Origin of the sequence: Amycolatopsis nivea, assembly GCF_004522235.1 — a bacterium.
GTDB classification, from domain to species: domain Bacteria; phylum Actinomycetota; class Actinomycetes; order Mycobacteriales; family Pseudonocardiaceae; genus Amycolatopsis; species Amycolatopsis nivea.
In genome coordinates this window covers 30,655-48,991 of sequence record NZ_SDLT01000054.1, presented here as the reverse complement: position 1 = coordinate 48,991, position 18,337 = coordinate 30,655, and the positions used below count along the sequence as shown (strand labels likewise).

The window sequence follows — 18,337 nt, the reverse complement described above, 5'->3', positions numbered from 1 at the left end:
TACGAACGCCGATTCAGACCCAAACAGAAAGGTAGGGCCCGGACCATGAGCGACACCACGACTGTGCTGGTCAACCGCGTCTACATCAAGGCCTCCCCGCAGGCGGTGTGGGACGCCGTCACCAAGCCGGAATGGACCGCGAAGTACGGCTACACCGGCCTGGCCGAGTTCGACCTCAAGCGCGGCGGCAAGCACCGCGCCAGGCCGACGCAAGAGTTCATCGATTTGGGCGTCACCAATGATCTCCTCGACGGCGAAGTGCTCGAGGTCGATCCGCCGCGCAAGCTGGTGATCACCTGGAAACTGCAGATGGACCCGAGCCTCGTGGCCGAGCCGTACACCACGCTCACCTACGACATCGAGGAAACCCAGACCGCGGGCACCCGGCTCACCGTCACCCACGACGTCACCGGCGCACCGAACCACGCGGCGCTCGTGTCCGGCCAGCACGAAGACATCAACGCCGGTCCGGGCGAGAACGCAGGCGGCGGCTGGGCGTGGGTGTTGTCCGACCTGAAGTCCGTGCTCGAGACGGGGAAGAACCTCACCGCCTGAGGCGAGGGTGGGGTGGCTGCTTTCGAGCAGCCACCCCAAAACTCACGCGCGTTGCGTCGCGGCCTTCAACGCAGCCTTCGCGTCGTCGGAAGCCCCGAGCTTGTCCAAGCCGAACAGTGCGGCTCCGACCACTGGGTTCACCTCCACCACGCGCACCTGCGCCCGCGGCGCCACCTTCAAGCAGCGGCGTTCGATGTCCGCGATCACGGACGCGCCGACGCCGGTCAGCACGCCGCCGCCGAGGATGACCTCGGGGGCCGACGTCGTGAGGTCCAGGCGGCGCATGATCGCGGCCACCAGCAGGCTCACTTCCTCGGCGAACCGCGTCACCACGTCCTGCGCGACCTCGTCGCCAGCCGCGGCCACCTCGAACAGCAGCGGGCAGAGGCCGTGGATCGAGGCGGCGTCGATCTCCTCGAAGTGCAGGCCCTGTACCACATCCAGCAGCGTCGAGGCACCGTAATACTCCGCGACCGCCGATTCCAGCGCTGTCCGCGGACCCCGGCCGTCCTCGGCGCGGACGGCCCACCACAGGGCCTCCTCACCTAGCCGGTAGCCGCCGCCCCAGTCGCCGGAAACCTTGCCCAGGGCGGGAAAACGGTAGGACCGGCCGTCCGGGGCGAAGCCAGCGCCGTTGATCCCAGCGCCGCACACCACCGCTACCCCGGTGCCGTCGGAACTTCCCGCCCTCAGCAGCGCGAGCACGTCGTTGCCGACGTCCAAAGTGGAACTCCACCCGCGTGCCGACAAAGCCTTGTGCAGTGCCGCTTCTTCCCGGGGGAAGTCGAGGCCCGCCAGGTACGCCGAGGTGTGCACGGCGAACGGCGGTTCAGCGGGCAAGCCGCCGGAGCGGAGGGCTTCCTGGACAAACTCCTCAAGTGCGGCAACGCATCCGTCGACTCCGACCCGCTGGGGAGAAACGCCGGGGCCGCGGGAAGCGCCGAGCACGACGCCGTCCCGCGAAACCACCAGCACCTCGGTCTTGCTGTTCCCCCCGTCGATCGCGACGACGGTGTCGCTCATGCCCGCGCCCAGGGCAGGAAATCCCGGTTGCGTGCGACGAGTTCGTCCGCGAGCTGGTCCGCCTTGGTGTACTGGCCGACCAGCGGGTGCGCGAGCAGCGCGTCCGCGACCCGGTCCCGGCCGCCCTTGATCGCGGCGTCCAGAGCCAGGTACTCGTACGCGGTGACCCCGGCGATCAGCCCGGCGAACCGCGGGTCCACCGGAGACTGCGGAATCGGGGTCGCGCCCGCGGAATCCACAGTGGACGAAACCTCGATCACCGCGTCGTCCGGGAGGAAATCGAACGTGCCGTTGTTGCGGACGTTCACCACGTGCTCCTCGGCGGCACCGCCCGAAGTGAGCGCGTGCACGAGCTGCACCGCCGCCTCCGAGTAGTAGGCACCGCCGCGCTTCTCCAGCGATTCCGGCTTCGTGACCTGCTCCGGGTCGAGGTAGATCTTCAGCAGTTCTTCCTCGACGTCGCTGACCACCTCGGCGCGCGGACGCTCGGTCTGCTGCTTCGCGACCTGCGCGTCGTGCGAGTAGTAGTACTTGAGGTAGTACGACGGCACTGCCTGCATCCGCTGCATCCACTCGACCGGAACGCTGACCTCCTCGCCGAGGTATTCCGCGTGCTGGGCAAGGAGTTCCGGCAGCCGGTCGACGCCGTCGACCAGGACGCCGCGCTCCCAGCTCAGGTGATTCAGTCCAGTGTGGACCAGCTTGACGTCGCCGGTCGAAGCACCGAGCAGCTTCGCGAACTTGCGCTGCAGGTTGATCGCGACGTTGCAGAGGCCGACCGCGCGGTGCCCCTCCTGCAACAGCGCACGGGTGACGATGCCGACCGGGTTGGTGAAGTTGACGATCCAGGTGTCGTCACCGGCGACCTTGCGCACGCGTTCGGCGATGTCGAGCACCACCGGCACCGTGCGCAGCGCCTTCGCCAGACCGCCCGCACCGGTCGTCTCCTGGCCGACACAACCGCACATGTGCGGGAACGTCTCGTCCGACGCGCGTGCCTTCTGACCGCCGACACGCAACTGAATCAGGACCGCCGACGCGCCGTCGACGCCGTCCTCGAGGTTCGCCGTCGTGCGCACGCGGGCCGAATGCCCCGCGTGGTTCAGCAGCCGCTGGCTGAAATCGCCGACCGCCTCGACCCGGTAGGCGTCCGGGTCGATCAGCACGATCTCGTCGACGTCGAGCGAGGCCCGCCGTCCGGCGATGCCGTCGATCAGCTCCGGCGTGTAGGTGGACCCACCGCCGACCACTGCCAGTTTCATCCCTTGACTCCCGTGAACGTGATGCCCTTGACGAACGACTTCTGCGCGAACACGAACAGCACGATCACCGGCAGCATGATCAGCGCGGTGGCGGCCATCGTGAGGTTCCATTCGACGTGGTGCATGCCTCGGAAGGACGCGATCGCCAGTGAAAGCGGCCAGTTGTCTTTGTTCTCGCCCGTGTAGAGCAGCGGGCCGAAATAGTCGTTCCAGGTGAACAGGAAGCAGAACATCGCGGTGGCCGCGATCCCCGGCTTCGCCATCGGGATCAGCACCCGCGTGAGCACCCGGAACTCGTTGCAGCCGTCGATCTTCGCCGCTTCGAGGTAGTCCTTCGGAATGGTGAGGAAGAACTGCCGCAGCAGGAAGATCGAGAAGGCGTCGAAGAAGAAGTACGGCACGATGAGCGGCACCAGCGTGCCGGTGAACCCGAGCCGCACCCACAGGTCGTACAGCGGGACGACGGTGACCTGCGGCGGCAGCATCATCGCGACCACGACGAGCATGAAGCACAGGTTCTGCCCGCGCCACCGCAGTTTCGCCAGCCCGTACGCCGCCGGGATCGCCGAGACCAGCGCCCCGATCGTCGCCAGCGCCGAATACAGGAAACTGTTGCCGAAGTACTCCAGCAACGGGGCCTTCCGGAACACCTCGACGAAGTTCTCGAAATGCCATTCGGTGGGCCACAGGCTCGACGTCATCGCCTGGTCGCTCTTCATCACCGAGGTGAGGAAGACGAACAGCAACGGCAGCATGAAGATCACGCCGAGTGCGATGCCGACCGCGTGCGTGGCCACAAAGGACAGTTTCTTGTCCCAGCGCCGCTTGAACTTCTCCCGCGGATGCACCGGAGGAGCCGGACGCGGCGGTGCCGAAAGCGTCGTCATGCTCCGTCCTCCTGATGTTGCGTCTTACGCATCTGCCGCACGAGAATCCAGGTGAAGCCCGCGGAAACCAGGAACAGCAGCACGGCCATCGCCGCCGCGTAACCCATGTTGAAGTACCGGAAACCCTGTACGTACAGCCAGATCGGATACGTCAGCGTCGAGTTTTCCGGCGCACCGATCAGTTTCGAGTTCCCCGCGACGTCCGCGGTGCCCGCGGAAGCGGACGCGGCGACGATCGCTTGGGTGAAGAACTGCAGTGCGTAGATCATCGAGTTGACCACGCCGAACAGCAGCACCGGAGAGATCGACGGCAGCGTCACGTGCCAGAACCGGCGCACCGGGCCGGCCCCGTCGAGTTCCGCGGCCTCGTACTGCTCCTGCGGGACGTCCAGCAACGCGGCCAGGATGATGATCATCAGCTCGCCCGAACCCCACAGCGCGAGCAGAGTCAGCGCGGGCTTCGACATTTCCGGGCTGTTGAACCACAATCCGCCGTCGATGCCCACGAACCGCAGGAACCGGTTCACCGGACCGAATTCCGGGTTGAACACGAAGACGAACGCGAGCGTCGCGGCCGCCGGCGGGGCGAGCGCGGGCAGGTAGCAGAGCGTGCGGACGATGCCGACGCCCGACTTCAGCCGCGAAATCACCGACGCGACGCCGAGCGAGAACAGCACCCGGCAGACGGTCAGGATGATCACCAGCCACAACGTGTTGTACGCGGCGGTTTTCACCAGCGGCTCGCTGGTGAACATGCGCACGTAGTTGTCGAACCCGATCCACTGCGGAGGGTTGATCAGGTCGTAGCGGGTGAACGAGTAGAACAGCGTCGCGCCGAGCGGGTAGGCGAAGAAGATGAGGAACCCGATGGTCGCCGGCGCCATGAACCAGAACACCGTGCGCCTGCGCTTGGCCCGGGGAGACCCCCGCCGCGCCTGGTTCGGCGCGGAGGGGGTTCCGGTTTCCGCTGCGGTCAGCGTGGTCATCCGCCGGCGCCCTTCTGCGCCAGTTCGTCGTTGATCTGCGCGTCGACCTTCTTGAGGCCCGCGTCCAGATCAGGCACCGACCCGGCCTGCCACTTCTCGGCGAAGTCGTTGACCGCCTTGAGGAACGCGTCGCCTATCGGCGTCGTCGGGTTGGCGACCAGCTTGCCGCTGTTGTAGATGTCGGTGAAGGTCTTGAACTGCGGCGGCATCTTCAGGTTCGGCGAGTTCAGCGAATCCTTCGTGCTGGGCACGTTGTTCAGGCCGTTGGCCATCTCGACGAGGGTGTCGGTGTCGAGCGAGGCCTGCTTGATCAGCTCCCACGCCGCGCCGGGGTTCTTCGCGCCCTTCGGGATCGCGATGATCGTGCCGGTGCCGAACCCGCCGCCGTACTGGCCGGCCAGGCTGTCGAGCACCGGCGCGGGCGCGGTGCCGTAGTCGAGCGAGGGCACCTGGTCCTTGATGAACGCGGTGCGGAATTCGCCGTCGTAGATCATCGAAAGCTTGCCGGTCTGGAAACCGTTGTCCTTCGAGTATTCGTCACCGAGGCCGGCCTTGAACTTCTCGACCTTCTCGTGCCCGCCGTAGAAGTCGATGAGCTTCTTCTGGAACTGGAACATCTCCTTCCAGCCGGGGCTGGAAGCGAGCGACGATTTCCCGTCCGGGCCCATGAACTTGGCCCCGAAGTTCGGCGCCCAGTACTGCGCCTGGTTGGCGTAGAACGGCATCGACGGCAGGAAGCCCGCGGTCTTGATCGAACCGTCCGGGTTGAACTCGGTGAGCTTCTTGACGTCCTCGAACAGTTCGGTGGTGTTCTTCGGCGGGCCGGCGATGCCCTTGGCCGCGAACTGCGTCTTGTTGTAGAAGAATCCGTACACGTCGGCGAGCATCGGCATCGCGCACCGCTTGCCCTGGTACGACGTGTAGTCGCGGACCGCCTGCGGGATCTGCTCGAGGTCGATCTTGTCGCGCTCGAGGTAGGGCTTCAGGTCCTGGAAGCTGCCGGTCGAGCACCACGCGCCGAGGTTGTCGGTGTAGAACGAGATCGCCACGTCCGGCGGGTTGCCGCCGCGGATCGACTGGGTGAGCTTGTCGTCGTCCTGGTTCCCCTCGTGCTTGATGGTGATGTTGGGGAACTTCGCCTTGAGCTTGTCCAGCGCCTTCGTGACCACGCCGTACTCGCGGTCGGTGAACTTGCTGTAGACGGTGATGGTGAGCTTGTCGTCCTTGTTCGGCGGGGCCGCGGCGTCACCGCCGCCTGCGGGCGCGGCGGCGCCGCACGCGGCGGTCGCCAGCAGCGTGCTCGCCGCGAGAGCGCTGAGCACCAGGGATCCGCGCTTGCGCGCGAGACCCCGGATGCGGGTGGGAGCGGACATGAACCCTCCTGTCCATCGAGTGGGTCTACTCGGTCGGGGACGGGGCTTGCTCTCCGGCGGACCGACGCGGCCCGAGGAGCGTGGGGGTGACGACGCCGAAGACGTCCTCACGGGCGGTGGCGAGCGCGGATTGCAGCGCACCGGCGCGCACCGCGTTGCCCTGCACCGAAGCGACGCCGACCGGCGTGCGCGGCAGGACAAGTTCGTGCAGTTTTTCCGCGACGATCCCGGCGAACTCGTCGCCGCCGGCGCGGCTGGTCTCGCCGCACAGCAGGATGAGCTGCGGGTCGGCGACCGCGACGAGGCTGGCGACCCCGCTGGCGACGCGCCGCGCGAGATCGTCCAGGAACCCTTGGTGAGCAACGCGTCGCGCCTGGGTGACGGCGTCCCATCCGCTGTCCGCGGAGATGCCGTGCGCCTTGGCGAGCCGGACGATCGCGGACGAGTCGACCAGGTTGCCGTATCGGGCTCCGGCCGACGGCCAGCTGTCGCCAGTGTCCACAGTGGCCGGATCGGGAACGCGCATCCAGTCGATCTCGCCGCCGCCACCAGTCGCGCCGCGCAGCAGCCGCCGTCCGATGACGACCGCGCCGCCGACGCCCTCGGACAGCCACACCAGCACGAAGTCGTCGACGTCCTGCGCGTTGCCGACGGTCATTTCCTCAACGGCGACAAGGTTTACGTCGTTTTCGATCTTGACCGTCACGCCGAGTTCGTCGCTCAGCCGCTTCGGCACGTTGAATCCGAGCCAGCCCGGGATGTGCGGGGCCGAGGACAGCAATCCGGTGCGCGGGTCGAACGCGCCCTGCGCGCCGATGACCACATTGGCCAGATCGTCGAGCTGCATGCCCGCGGCCTTGGTGACCCGGCGCAGCGCCTGCCCGAACGAGCCGACGACATCGGCGTCCTCGGCCACCGGAAGCTGCACGCGGTACTCGGCGAGCACCGCCCCGGCGACGTCGGCGACCACGAAGTCCGCGACCCGCGGGGTGAGGTCGACGGCCGCGACGTGCGCGAGAGCGCCGTTGACCGCCCACAGCTGGGCGCGCGGCCCGCGTCCGCCGCCGGCGCGCTCCCCGGCTTTGCCGACGAGATTGTCCTGCTCAAGGCGGGTGAGCAGCTGCGCGGTGGCGGGCTTGGACAACCCGATGGCGGCCTCCAGCTCGGCCCGCGTGAGCGGCCCGTTCCGCAGCAACGCCTCGATCGCCGCGCGGTCGTTCATCTCGCGCAACGTTCGCGGACTGCCGGCTCGCACCTGGCTGCTCCTTTATTAGGAAACTTTACAGACGGTTTTCCGGGACTGTAGTGAGCGCGGCCACACGGCGTCAATGGGCTCGGGAAACAGCGCGGTAACGGCTTGATACCGCGGGATGTCCGCGCTAGGCGCAGGGTGACGCACCGAGCGCGGATCGTGCACGGCGGCGGACCAGCAGCCGAGGTGGTCCGGGAACTCGTGGACCACGCTGCACCCGGGTTCGCGGTACGTGAGGGGAACCCTCACGGAATCTGATTCCCTCAGGGTGGCCCTCACAGACCTTGCCGACCCCGAAANGTGGCCCTCACAGACCTTGCCGACCCCGAAAGCCGTGAAGGGCTCCTTGAGGGAATCAGATTCCCTCAAGGAGCCCTTCACGGACAAAACCGGGACCAGCGCGAGCCCATAGCCTGGGCCCGCGCCCGTCCGTTACTCCTCGGCTTCCGCCCACGCTTTCAGCATCACGCGGGCGATCGACGAGTTCCCCGGCAGCAGCAGATTCGACGCGCCACCGGCGATCGGCGTCGGCACCCCGGTTCCGGCGTTGCGGAACGCGGCCCGGACGTCCTCACGGGACACCCACAGCGCTTCCTCGATCTCGCCCTCGGCCGGGACCAGCGGCGCGTTGCGGTCCGCGCGCGCGGTGAAGCCCAGCATGATCGAGCGCGGGAACGGCCACGGCTGGCTGCCGAGATACCGCACGTCCCCGACCTCGATCCCGGCCTCCTCGCGGATTTCGCGGACGACGCAGCCCTCCAGGGACTCCCCCGCCTCCACGAATCCGGCGAGCACCGAATACCGGTCCGGCGGCCAGATCGGCTGGCGCGCGAGCAGCACGTGCGAACCGTTGACGCCGTCGAGGTCGTGCACCAGGCAGATCACCGCCGGGTCGGTGCGCGGGTATTCCTCGTGTCCCTTGGCTTCGCAGCGGCTGGCCCAGCCGAACTGGATCAGCTGCGTCGGCGAGCCGTCGCGGGTGCAGAAGCGCGACTGCCGCCGCCAGTGCCGCAGCGCCTGCGCGGTGGTGAACAGCCCGGCCGACGTGTCGTCCAGCTGCTCGCCGTAGCCGCGCAGCTCGACCCACAGCTCGCCGTTGGCGCGCGGGACCTCTTCGATCACGCCCCAGCTGCCCGCCAGCCGGACGCTGTCGACGTCGCCCTCGATGGAGCCGGGCAGCGACCAGTAGTCGACGTCCTCCCACTCGCCGAGGAACACCGCGTCGGCGGGCGGTTCGGTGCCGAAGTCCATCGCCTTGCGGGTGGCCAGCGATGAGCCGCCCTCGAGGACCGGCGTGCGGCCGGTGTCGTCGAGCAGCACCACGCGGGCTTCCGACCATTTCGCGGCGAGCCGCTCCGGGTTGGTGCGCAAGGTTTCCTGCCGGTCCACTGTGGAACGCGACAGGGTCGGCAGTGCCCCTAGTTCGAACGGAACGCTCATCAGTCCTTCTCGCTGGTGGAAACTCCGAGCGCGGCCAGCTTCGGCGCGAGCAGGTCCGCGTCGCCGACCACGACTCCGGTGAAGCGGCCCGGCGCGAAGAACTCCGCCGCGGCTTCGGCGACCTGCTCCGCGGTGACCGCCGCGAGCCGCTCCGGGTGGCTCTGCAGCCATTCGATGCCGAGGCCGTTCGAGGCCAGCGCCATCAGCTGCCCGGCGAGCCCGCCCTGCGACGACGTGCCGGTGACGAGCGAGCCCATCGCGTACTGCCGCACCGATTCGACCTCTTCGGCCGTCGGCGGCACGGTGCCGAGCCGGAACAGCTCGTAGCGGGTTTCCAGGTACGCAGCCGCGGTGACCTCGTTGGCGGTGTCCGCGTCCACATTGACCACTGCGGTGTCGCCGGTGAACTCGAAGCCCGAGTGCGCGCCGTAGGTGTATCCCTTGTCCTCGCGGATGTTTTCCACCAGCCGCGAGGAGAAGTATCCGCCGAACGCCAGGTTCGCCAGCTGCAGCGCCGGGTACCGCGGGTCGACGCGCGGCACCGTCTGCGCGGACAGCCGGATCTGCGACTGCACCGCGCCGGCACGCGGAACCAGCAGGACGTTGCCGCCGGTCAGCGCGGGCAGCGGCGGCAGCACCACGGCCGAACGGTCCGACTTCCAGCCGCCGAGCGCGCGCTCCAGTTCGGCCGGAACCTCTTGCGGGTCAAGGTCTCCGACCAGCACGAGCACCGCGCCGCGCGGCAGCACCGAAGCGTTGTGCAGCGCGCGCACCTGCTCGGGAGTCACCTCGGCGACGTCCTCGGCCTGCGGGACCTCACGAGTGGCCGGGTGGTCGCCGTACCGGTGCTTCTGCAGTGCTTCGCGCGCGATGGTGCGCGGCTGCGTCCGCGACACCGCGATGCGCTCGATCAGCCGCTCTCGCTCGCGCGCGACCTCCGCGTCGCCGTACGTGGCTCCGGTGAGCACGTCGCCGAGCACGTCCAGCAGCGTCGGCAAACCGTCGGACAGCGCGGTGCCACCGAAGTACAGCCGCTCCGGGTCCACGCCCGCGTTGAGGTCGCCGCCGATCAGCGCGACCTCGGCGTCGATTTCCACCCGGTCGCGCCGCGCGGTGCCGGTGAGCACGGTTTCCGCGAGCACCTCGGCGGTGGCCGCGTGCATCCGGTCCTCGCCCGCGAACGGGATCCACAGCCGCAGTTCGACCATCGGGACGCTCGCCTTGCGCACCGCGAGCACGCGCAGCCCGTTGGACAGCGTGGTGTCCACATGGGACAGATCGGCGGCGGCGCGCTGGTGCCCCAGCGCGGGCAGCGGACGCGGTCCGGCGGCGGTGCGGCCGATCTCCTCGGCGCTGCGGTGTGCGGCTTTGACCTGTTCAGCCGAGGTCACTGTTCCGTCCCTTCGGTGCTTGCGGGCTTCACGACGAGCACGGCGCGCGCGTCCGGGCGCAGCGCCTTCGCCGCCGCCGACACAGCCTCGCCGGAGACCGCGGACAGGCGGTCGGCGAGCTGGTAGACCAGCGACGCGTCGCCGTAGAGCAGTTCGAACGCGCCGAGCGCCAGGGTGCGCGACACGAGCCGGTCGTGCTCCGCGTGCAGGCTCGCCGCCCAGCGCGCGGTGACCTTCTTCAGCTCCTGGTCGTCCGGCGGCGTGGACGCGAGCTTCTCCAGCTCCTCGTCCAGCGCGGCCAGCACGCGCTCGCGCGGCACGTCCGGCGGGTGGATCGCGGTGATGGTGAACGTGTCCGGATCGCGCGCCTCGAACGGGCCGAAGAGCCCGGCGCCCGCGCCGACGTCGACCACCAGCGGTTCGACGTGCACCAGCCGCTGCTGCAGCCGCGAACCGTCACCGTCGGTGAGCACGCCCGCCAGCACCAGGTACGCGAGGTAGCCGTCGAGGTCGTTGATCGGGTCCGGCATCCGGTAGCCGACGGCCAGCGCGGGCAGCGGCGCGTGCGGGTCGGTGTGCTCGCCGTTCAGCTGCGTGGTGGGCAGCGGCTCGGAGAACGACGGACGGACCGGGGCCGGCCGGTGCGGGACGTCGCCGAAGTGCTTCTGGACCAGCGCCTTCGCCTCTTCCACCTCGAAGTCGCCCGCGACGGTCAGCACCGCGTTGGCCGGCGAGTAGAAGGTGTCGAAGAAGGCGGCGCAGTCGTCCAGCGTCGCGCCCTCGAGGTCTTCGAAGGCGCCGTAGCCGTCGTGCGCGTTGGCGAAAGTGGAGTACAGCACCGGCGGCAGCAGGATCCACGGGAATCCGCCGTACGGCCGGTTGCGCACGTTCAGCCGGATTTCCTCCTTGACGACCTCGATCTGGTTCGCCAGGTTCTCCGCGGTCAGCTTCGGCGCGCGCATCCGGTCGGCCTCGAGGAACAGCGCGCGTTCCAGCGCCGCGGCGGGCAGCACCTCGTAGTAGTCGGTGTAGTCCGGGTGCGTGGAACCGTTGAAGGTGCCGCCGCTGGACTGCACGTGCCGGAAGTGCGCCAGTTTCTCCAGGCTTTCGCTGCCCTGGAACATCAGGTGCTCGAAGAGGTGCGCGAAACCGGTCAACCCCTCCGGCTCGGAGCGGAAGCCCACGTCGTAGTGCACGCTGACCCCGACCACCGGCGCGGTCGGGTCAGGAGCGAGCACCACGCGCAGACCGTTGTCGATCGTGAAACGGAAGAGCTCGGGATCGGCCATGCCTCCACCCTACGCAGGCGCGGGCGTCTTCGGCTCGTCCGGTCGGAGGTCCCTCACGCCCTCGAACGCGACGGTCAGTGCGGTCACGAATCCGCTGGTCCGCGCCAACGGCACGGCGTCCTCGCCGGAGCTGCCGTACCAGTACGCCGACAGCGAACAAGCGTTAACTAGCCAAGCGTCTGCTTCCCCCAGCGCGTACGCGTACGGGAGCGCGCGAGAGCCGAGCAGTTCGTCGTCCGGCGCTTCCATCGTGCGCAGCTGTGCGTTAAGGCCGAGAAGGCGGTCTCGGAGGTCCAGTCCGGCCTTCGTCCGCTCCGGCAGGAGACGCGCGGCTGCCGTCACCACGATGCCGGTGGCGAGAAGCACCAACCCGAGTTGTGCGTAACCGACGGTGAAGGCCAGCAGGACGGTGAGGAAAACGCCGTACCCACATAGCCGCGGGCCGATCTTCGACAGTCGCTTCGGGGAGCGCCAGCCGCGACGGACAGTGTCGGCGGCTAGTTCGCGTACGCCCGCTTCGCGGACTTCGGCGAGCGTCGCGGCTTCGCCGGGCACGGCGGCTGTGTACACCGCGCGCTCGAAGGCCGTGAGGTGTTCGTCGGGTGGGTTGCGGCGTACGAGGACCCAGTTGCGCGGGCCTTCTTCGCTGACCCATAGGTAGTTACGGACGCATAGGTCCAGCACTGTCGCGGCTAGGTCGACGGAGCTGACGCGTCCGGTGAGAAGCAGCCCTACGTGCCCAGGGAGCACGCCGTCCGGCGAAGAGAAGCGGCCGTTGTCGAGAAGCTGTACGGGGGTGGCGTGGCCGGGCTGTTGGTCGCGTCGGCGGCGTACGTACACCGCGACGGCACCGGCGATCGACAGGACGGCGAAGGCCAGCCAGGCCCACCACACTGGCGCGGTCGCGGCGAAGGGGCCGCTGGGGATGAGCTTCTCGGTTGCGGCGACGGTGCCGCCGGGGAGTTCGGCGGTCAGCTGTACGCGGGAGCCGGGCTCGAGTTTCGGCACCGAGACGCGGGTCAGGCCGGAGTGGTCGATCTGCGCGGCACCGCAGCGGGTCGTCGAACCGGGCGGACCGGCGAGGCAGCTGAGCGCGTCCGGGATGGCGGGCGCGGCGAAGGTCGCGCGGACCAGTTCGAGGCGGGTGTCCCAGCCGCCGGCGACGTCCCAGGTCACGTGCTCGACGCCGAGGCTCGTGCCGACCGCACCGTCCACTGTGTACCGAAGCACGGACGTTCCGCCACGCAGATAGAAGGTCACCTGGTCGTTGCCGGATTCGGCGTTGCCCGCGCCTTCGATGCTGATGTCGTGGATGCCGAGCACGCGGTCGTTGGCGCGCAACGGAATGGTACGGGTCATCGAGGTGTCGCGCGGTACCGAGACCGCCTCGGTGACGGAGAGGCTGCCGTCGCGCTGGACTTTCAGGGCCACTTCGACGCTCTGCGGCAAGCCGGGCAGCGACGGCTGATCTTGCGCCGCAGCGGGTGTCGCGGAGAGGAACGGGATCAACAGCAGCGCGGCGAGTTTCATTGCGCGGACACCGCCGAGCGTCGTTCGGCCATGGCTTGGATCGCACCGATCTCTGCCGCCAACGGTGATTCGCCTCGTCCGGCAGGAGTCCCCAACGCGCGGCCACGGCGGGGTTGAACCAGCGGAGCGGCGGCGAAGGTGGCGATTCCAGCGATCAGGAGCGCGACGCCGATCAGCGCCTCGCCGACGGCGAGGGCGAGGGCGAGGGCGAGGGCGAGGACGAGGACGAGGACGAGGACGAGGACGAGGACGACGGTCGTCATGATGCCCGCAGCGGCAAGGATGAGCCCGGCCCAGCGGACGAGCGGTTGCCTCGCGGAAAGCCAGCCTTGGCGATGCGCTTCGGCGTCGAGAAGGGCGCGCAGCTCATCCTGATCCGGCCGCGCGGCAGCGAGCGGACCCGGCGGGAAGGCGGTCTTGACTGCCTGCTCGAACGGCGTGAGCGGATCGGCTTCGCCATGGCTGACCTGTCCGTCGGCGATGTGCAGATGCCCGCGAGCGACGAGGTCGAGGACCGTGCCGGTGAGGTCGAGTTCGCCGCGCGGCCGGGTGCGGCGACGCAGCACACTGGCACCGACGAGCAGGTAGAGCACTAACGCGAGACCACTGAGAACGGTCGGAAGTCCTGGCGCGAAAACAGCCAGCGGTCCAGTCGGGACAAAGCGGGCGTTGTCCGGCAACGGTCCGGTTTGGACCGCCAGGTCGATCCGTTCCCCTTGGCGCAGACCGTTCTGTTCGGCATGCGCTCCCCCGCTTCGGAGTTCCGAGAACGTGCATTGCCGAGACGATCCCGGCTGACCGGCGTAACAATCCGCAGTGGACACTTCCGGCCCGCTGAAGGCGGCAGTGACCCGATCAACCGTCCGATCCCAGCCTCCGGTGAGCTGAAACCGGACCTGCCCAGCCGCGACCGCACCGTCCACTGTGTACTTCACGGTCGCCGGCCCGGTGACCGTGACCGTCGTTCCATCGGCGGCAGCGGCACCGGAGACCTGCAGATCGGTGATCGAGTAAAGCCGGTCCTCGTCGTCGGTGACCGGGACGCGTTCGGCGATGCGGTGGACGGCTGGGGCGTCGGTGACGATGCGCTCGATGACCGTGAGCTGACCGTCCTGCGCGGTGGTGACGGTGACGTCGTCGGCGAGCATGTCCTCAGCTCGGCGGGGTGAAGGGGTTGTCGGACTTCGGCGGCGCCGGAGGCGGAACCGGCGGCGGAGCGGAAGCGGGCGGGCCGTAGTGCATCGGCGCGAGCCGGGCGTGGTCGCGGTTGCGGCGTTCGGCCAGCACCGCGGTGAGGAACACCCACGGCGGCATCCCGTACGGCATCAGCACCCCGATCGCCGCGGAAACCTGCTGCGCCAGGCCGAAACCGAGCGACGCGGCCGCTTCCGGGCGCAGTTCGTGGTAGCGGCCGAGGTACTGACGGGCGGCCATGGCGAGGTCGTCGGTGAGTCCGCTGAGATCGAAGTGCGCGGCCCACGCCTCCAGACCGGGCGGCACCGCGAGAATCGCCTGCGCGGATTGCGGCACGCGTTCGCGGATCACCAGGGTGCCCGCGAGGTAGTCGCCGACGCGCCGGCCGTTCGACGACGTCAGCGACACGATGACGGCCACCGCGCCGAGAAAGCCGAGCGCCCAGAAGTCGACGAAGAAACCGGCGAGCGCGCGGGTCAGCGCGTGCCGGAAGCTGATCGGGCCGCCGTCGAGGCGCACCACGCGCAGGCCGAGCGCGAGTTTGCCGAGCGAACGGCCGCGGCTGAGCGTTTCGAACAGCACCGGATAGCCGATCACCACCAGCACGAACACGGTCAGCATCAGCGCGACGGTGAGCGCCGAGTCGAACGACCCCGCGGTCAGCATCAGCGCGACGAGCACGAGCAGCAGCAACGCGGCCTGGACGAGGACGTCGAGCAGCATCGCGACCGCGCGGCTGGCGAGCTTCGCCACCCGCAGGTCGAGGACGACGGCCTCACCGGTGACGAGATCGGACTCTTCCTGCACGAGGCCAGCGTAGAGCGCCTGCCTCTATCCTGGCGGGAGAGGAGGTGGCCGGTGGACGTCGACGTGTTCGTCGCGGCGCACAGCGCGGAGTGGAGCAGGCTCGGCGAACTGGCCGGACGGCGCAGGCTGACTGGTCAGGAGGCAGACGAGCTGGTCATGCTCTATCAGCGGGCGGCGACGCATCTGTCGATGATCCGCTCGACCGCACCCGACCCGGCCCTGCTGGCGAGGCTGTCGGCGCTGGTCGCGCGCGGCCGTTCGGCGGTCGCCGGTTCGCACAGCCCGGCGTGGCGCGAGGTCGGGCTCTTCTTCACCCACCGCTTCCCGGCCGCGGTGTACCTGAGCCGCCGCTGGTGGATCCCGGCGGCGCTGCTGTCGGTCGCGGTGATGGCGGTGCTGGGCGTGTGGATCGCGGGCGACCCGCAGGTGCGCGCGTCGCTGGTCTCGCCGGACGAGGTGAAGGCGATGACCGCGCCCGGCGGCCAATACGAGACGTACTACTCGAACGGCCCAGCGGCGTCGTTCGCGGCGAAAGTGTGGACGAACAACGCGTGGGTGGCGGCGACGTGCCTGTTCCTGGGCGTCGCGCTCGGCCTGCCGGTGATCGCCGCGCTGTGGATGAACTCGCTCAACGCCGGGGTCGCGATCGGCCTGATGTCCTCAGCGGGCCGCGGCGATGTCCTGCTGGGCCTGCTCCTGCCGCACGGCCTGCTGGAACTGACGGCGGTGTTCATCGCGGCCGGGACCGGACTGAAACTCGGCTGGACGGTGGTGGATCCGGGCCGCCGGTCGCGCAGCGCGGCGCTGGCCGAACAGGGCCGTTCGGTGGTGGTGATGGCGCTGGGACTGGCGTGCGTGCTGCTGGTGTCGGGGGTGATCGAGGCGTTCGTGACGCCGTCGGGGTGGCCGACGTGGCTGCGCATCGGCATCGGGGCGGTGGTGGAGCTGCTGTTCTTGACGTACGTGTTCACGCTGGGACGTCGAGCCGCGCTGGGCGGCGAAACCGGGGACGTGGACCGGAGGGCTGCCGGAGACGCGCTTCCCGAAGCTGGGTAGAAGTCCGTGAAGGACTCCTTGAGGGACCTAGATTCCCTCGAGGAGCCCTTCACGGACCTACAACCGGCCTGCGGCTTTCAGGGCCAGGTAGCGGTCGGCAAGAGCGGGCGGCAACTCCTCCGGCACCGCGTCCACCACCCCAACCCCGTGCCGGGTCAGCCACGCCACCGAGGACTCCCGGTCCGCCAACGCCCGCTCAGCCGCGGCCGCGTCGTAAACCGCCTCCGCAGAACCCCGCGAAGCCGCCATCTCCGCCACCCGCGGGTCCGCCACCGAAGCCACCAGCACCTCGTGCCGTGCGGTCAACGACCCCAGTACCGGGAACAGCCCCTCCTGCAACGGTGCCGGTTCCAACCCGGTCAGCAGCACCACCAAAGCCCGCCGACGGGTCCGGCGCAGCACTTCCGCCACCATGCCCCGTGCGTCCGTCTCCACCAGTGACGGTTCGATCGTCGCCAACGCGTTCACCAAAGACGGCGTCGAAGCGTTCGGCACCGAAGCCTGCACCCGCCGGTCGTAAGCCACCAGATCGACCCGGTCCCCCGCGCGGGAAGCCAGCGCGGCCAGCAAAAGCGCCGCGTCCATCGCCGCGTCCAAGCGGGGCGCGTCGCCGACCCGGCCCGCCGAAACGCGGCCGGTGTCCAGCACCAAAACGACCTGCCGGTCGCGTTCCGGACGCCACGTCCGCACCATCACGTCCGACGCGCGGGCCGTGGCGCGCCAGTCGATCGACCGGACATCATCGCCGATGACGTACTCGCGCAAGGAATCGAATTCCGTTCCCTGGCCCCGAATCAGCACCGCGTTGCGGCCGTCCAGCTGCTGCAGCCGAGCCAGCCGCGAAGGCAGATGCTTACGGCTGTGGAACGGCGGCAGAACGCGAACCGTCCACGGCACCTCGTGCGAACCCTGCCGCGCGGCCAGCCCCAGCGGGCCCACCGCGCGTACGGTCACCCGGGCCGCAATACGGTCGCCGCGGCGAGTCGGCAGCAGCCGGGTGACGAGAGCACGCCGTTCACCGGAAGGAACCGCGAGCGCGTGCCGATCGTCGGCACCGGCGCTCGGCGGCCAGGCATCACGCAGCGAACCGCGAACGGTGCGTCCGCCGGGATTCGTGACGGTCAGCGTGACCTCGGCGGGCTCCCCCAGCCGGACGGAAGTGGTGCCGCTGCGCGAAAACCGCAGCGCTCGCACATTCCCGGCCAGGACGAGGTCCACGACGACCAGCACCAGCAGCACCGCGACCACGACCGCGACGCCGGTGCCGGACGGGAACAGCAGCCCGACCACCAGCGCTCCCAGGAGCGCCAGCAGCCCGAGCCGCCCGGTGACGGCCATTTAGCGCGGCACCGGCACGGACGCCAGCACCCGGTCGAGGACGCCGTCCGCGGTCACGCCTTCGAGTTCGGCTTCGGGCCGCACGTCGAGCCGGTGCCGGAGCGCGGGACGGGCGAGTGCCTTGACGTCGTCCGGCGTCGCGTAATCCCGACCGGACAGCCACGCCCACGCACGCGTCACGGCGAGCAAAGCCGTTGCGCCACGCGGAGAAACGCCGATGCGCACGGCCGGAAGTTCCCGCGTCGCACGGCAGAGGTCGACGACGTAGCCGATCACTTCCGGGCCGACGGTCACCTTCGCGACCGCTTCCCGCGCGGCAGCGAGATCCGCCGCGCCGGCGACCGGACGGACGCCCGCGGCGGCGAGGTCGCGCGGGTCGAAACCCTGTGCGTGCCGCCAAAGAATGCCGATCTCGTCCTCGCGCGACGGAGCCGGCATGGTCAGCTTCAGCAGGAACCGGTCCAGCTGTGCCTCGGGCAACGGGTAGGTGCCCTCGTACTCCACCGGGTTCTGCGTCGCGACCACGACGAACGGATCCGGCAGCGGACGCGAGGTGCCGTCGATCGACACCTGCCGCTCCTCCATCGCCTCCAGCAGCGACGACTGCGTCTTCGGCGGCGTCCGGTTGATTTCGTCGGCCAGCAGCAGATTCGTGAAGACCGGGCCCTCACGGAACGAGAACTCGCCGCTGTGCGCGTCGTACACAATGGACCCGGTGACGTCGCCCGGCATCAGGTCCGGCGTGAACTGCACGCGTGTCGTCTTCAGGTCCAGCGACGCCGCCAACGCCCGCACCAGCAACGTTTTCGCGACGCCGGGAACGCCTTCCAGCAGCACATGCCCCCGGCAGAGCAACGCGAGGATGAGCCCGGTGACGGCCGCGTCGTTGCCGACCACGGCCTTCCCGACCTCGGTGCGCAACGCGATCAGGGCCGCCCGCGCGTCCTGCATCTG

At 69.3% G+C, this 18,337-nt stretch carries 16 protein-coding genes; 2 read left to right on the top strand and 14 right to left on the bottom strand.

Going from position 1 to position 18,337, the window contains the following annotated elements:
• The first annotated feature begins 45 nt into the window (after nt 1-45).
• Nucleotides 46-555: an SRPBCC domain-containing protein gene (locus EIZ44_RS40190; RefSeq protein ID WP_134734159.1), complete on the top strand. Its 510-nt coding sequence runs from the start codon at nt 46-48 to the stop codon at nt 553-555.
• A 42-nt stretch (nt 556-597) separates the two neighbouring features.
• Here the strand turns inward: EIZ44_RS40190 and EIZ44_RS40185 are convergent, their stop codons facing one another.
• The 12 genes from EIZ44_RS40185 to EIZ44_RS40125 form a co-directional block, all read right to left on the bottom strand.
• Nucleotides 598-1,578 carry an N-acetylglucosamine kinase gene (locus EIZ44_RS40185; RefSeq protein WP_134734158.1) on the bottom strand — a complete coding sequence of 327 codons (981 nt, stop codon included), beginning with the start codon at nt 1,576-1,578 and terminating at the stop codon, nt 598-600.
• Complete coding sequence (locus tag EIZ44_RS40180) at nt 1,575-2,840, bottom strand: 6-phospho-beta-glucosidase (RefSeq protein ID WP_134668889.1); 1,266 nt, start codon at nt 2,838-2,840, stop codon at nt 1,575-1,577. Before EIZ44_RS40180 ends, EIZ44_RS40185 begins: the two co-directional genes overlap by 4 nt.
• The gene (locus tag EIZ44_RS40175) at nt 2,837-3,727 is read right to left on the bottom strand and encodes a carbohydrate ABC transporter permease (protein ID WP_037815788.1); all 891 of its coding nucleotides are present in this window, start codon (nt 3,725-3,727) and stop codon (nt 2,837-2,839) included. Before EIZ44_RS40175 ends, EIZ44_RS40180 begins: the two co-directional genes overlap by 4 nt.
• Complete coding sequence (locus EIZ44_RS40170; protein ID WP_037815791.1) at nt 3,724-4,713, bottom strand: carbohydrate ABC transporter permease; 990 nt, start codon at nt 4,711-4,713, stop codon at nt 3,724-3,726. Before EIZ44_RS40170 ends, EIZ44_RS40175 begins: the two co-directional genes overlap by 4 nt.
• Nucleotides 4,710-6,086, bottom strand: coding sequence for an extracellular solute-binding protein (locus EIZ44_RS40165; protein WP_037815792.1), 1,377 nt, complete (start codon nt 6,084-6,086; stop codon nt 4,710-4,712). The genes EIZ44_RS40170 and EIZ44_RS40165 overlap by 4 nt, the downstream gene beginning before the upstream one ends.
• Before the next feature lie 25 nt (nt 6,087-6,111).
• Nucleotides 6,112-7,308, bottom strand: a complete 1,197-nt coding sequence (locus EIZ44_RS40160; RefSeq protein ID WP_037816374.1) for an ROK family transcriptional regulator — start codon at nt 7,306-7,308, stop codon at nt 6,112-6,114.
• Between the two features lie 462 nt (nt 7,309-7,770).
• Nucleotides 7,771-8,778: an NAD(+) diphosphatase gene (gene nudC, locus EIZ44_RS40155; protein ID WP_134734157.1), complete on the bottom strand. Its 1,008-nt coding sequence runs from the start codon at nt 8,776-8,778 to the stop codon at nt 7,771-7,773.
• Nucleotides 8,778-10,169 (bottom strand): M16 family metallopeptidase, encoded by a 1,392-nt coding sequence (locus EIZ44_RS40150; RefSeq protein WP_043834951.1) that lies wholly within the window; start codon nt 10,167-10,169, stop codon nt 8,778-8,780. The genes nudC and EIZ44_RS40150 overlap by 1 nt, the downstream gene beginning before the upstream one ends.
• Complete coding sequence (locus tag EIZ44_RS40145) at nt 10,166-11,458, bottom strand: M16 family metallopeptidase (RefSeq protein ID WP_037815800.1); 1,293 nt, start codon at nt 11,456-11,458, stop codon at nt 10,166-10,168. Before EIZ44_RS40145 ends, EIZ44_RS40150 begins: the two co-directional genes overlap by 4 nt.
• 9 nt (nt 11,459-11,467) lie before the next feature.
• A complete protein-coding gene (locus tag EIZ44_RS40140; RefSeq protein WP_134734156.1) occupies nt 11,468-12,988 on the bottom strand; it encodes a DUF2207 family protein in 1,521 nt (506 codons plus the stop codon).
• Nucleotides 12,985-14,136, bottom strand: a complete 1,152-nt coding sequence (locus EIZ44_RS45000) for a DUF2207 domain-containing protein (RefSeq protein WP_167754428.1) — start codon at nt 14,134-14,136, stop codon at nt 12,985-12,987. Before EIZ44_RS45000 ends, EIZ44_RS40140 begins: the two co-directional genes overlap by 4 nt.
• A 4-nt stretch (nt 14,137-14,140) precedes the next feature.
• Nucleotides 14,141-14,989, bottom strand: a complete 849-nt coding sequence (locus EIZ44_RS40125; protein ID WP_134734153.1) for an RDD family protein — start codon at nt 14,987-14,989, stop codon at nt 14,141-14,143.
• Nucleotides 14,990-15,040: 51 nt separating this feature from the next.
• On the opposite strand from EIZ44_RS40125, the gene EIZ44_RS40120 reads away from it, so the two are divergent.
• Nucleotides 15,041-16,045 (top strand): stage II sporulation protein M, encoded by a 1,005-nt coding sequence (locus tag EIZ44_RS40120; protein ID WP_134734152.1) that lies wholly within the window; start codon nt 15,041-15,043, stop codon nt 16,043-16,045.
• A gap of 57 nt (nt 16,046-16,102) precedes the next feature.
• Here EIZ44_RS40120 and EIZ44_RS40115 read toward each other — a convergent pair whose 3' ends face one another.
• Both EIZ44_RS40115 and EIZ44_RS40110 read right to left on the bottom strand, forming a co-directional pair.
• Nucleotides 16,103-17,383 carry a DUF58 domain-containing protein gene (locus EIZ44_RS40115; protein ID WP_134734151.1) on the bottom strand — a complete coding sequence of 427 codons (1,281 nt, stop codon included), beginning with the start codon at nt 17,381-17,383 and terminating at the stop codon, nt 16,103-16,105.
• Nucleotides 17,384-18,334: an AAA family ATPase gene (locus tag EIZ44_RS40110; RefSeq protein ID WP_106961395.1), complete on the bottom strand. Its 951-nt coding sequence runs from the start codon at nt 18,332-18,334 to the stop codon at nt 17,384-17,386.
• Between the last annotated feature and the right edge of the window lie 3 nt (nt 18,335-18,337).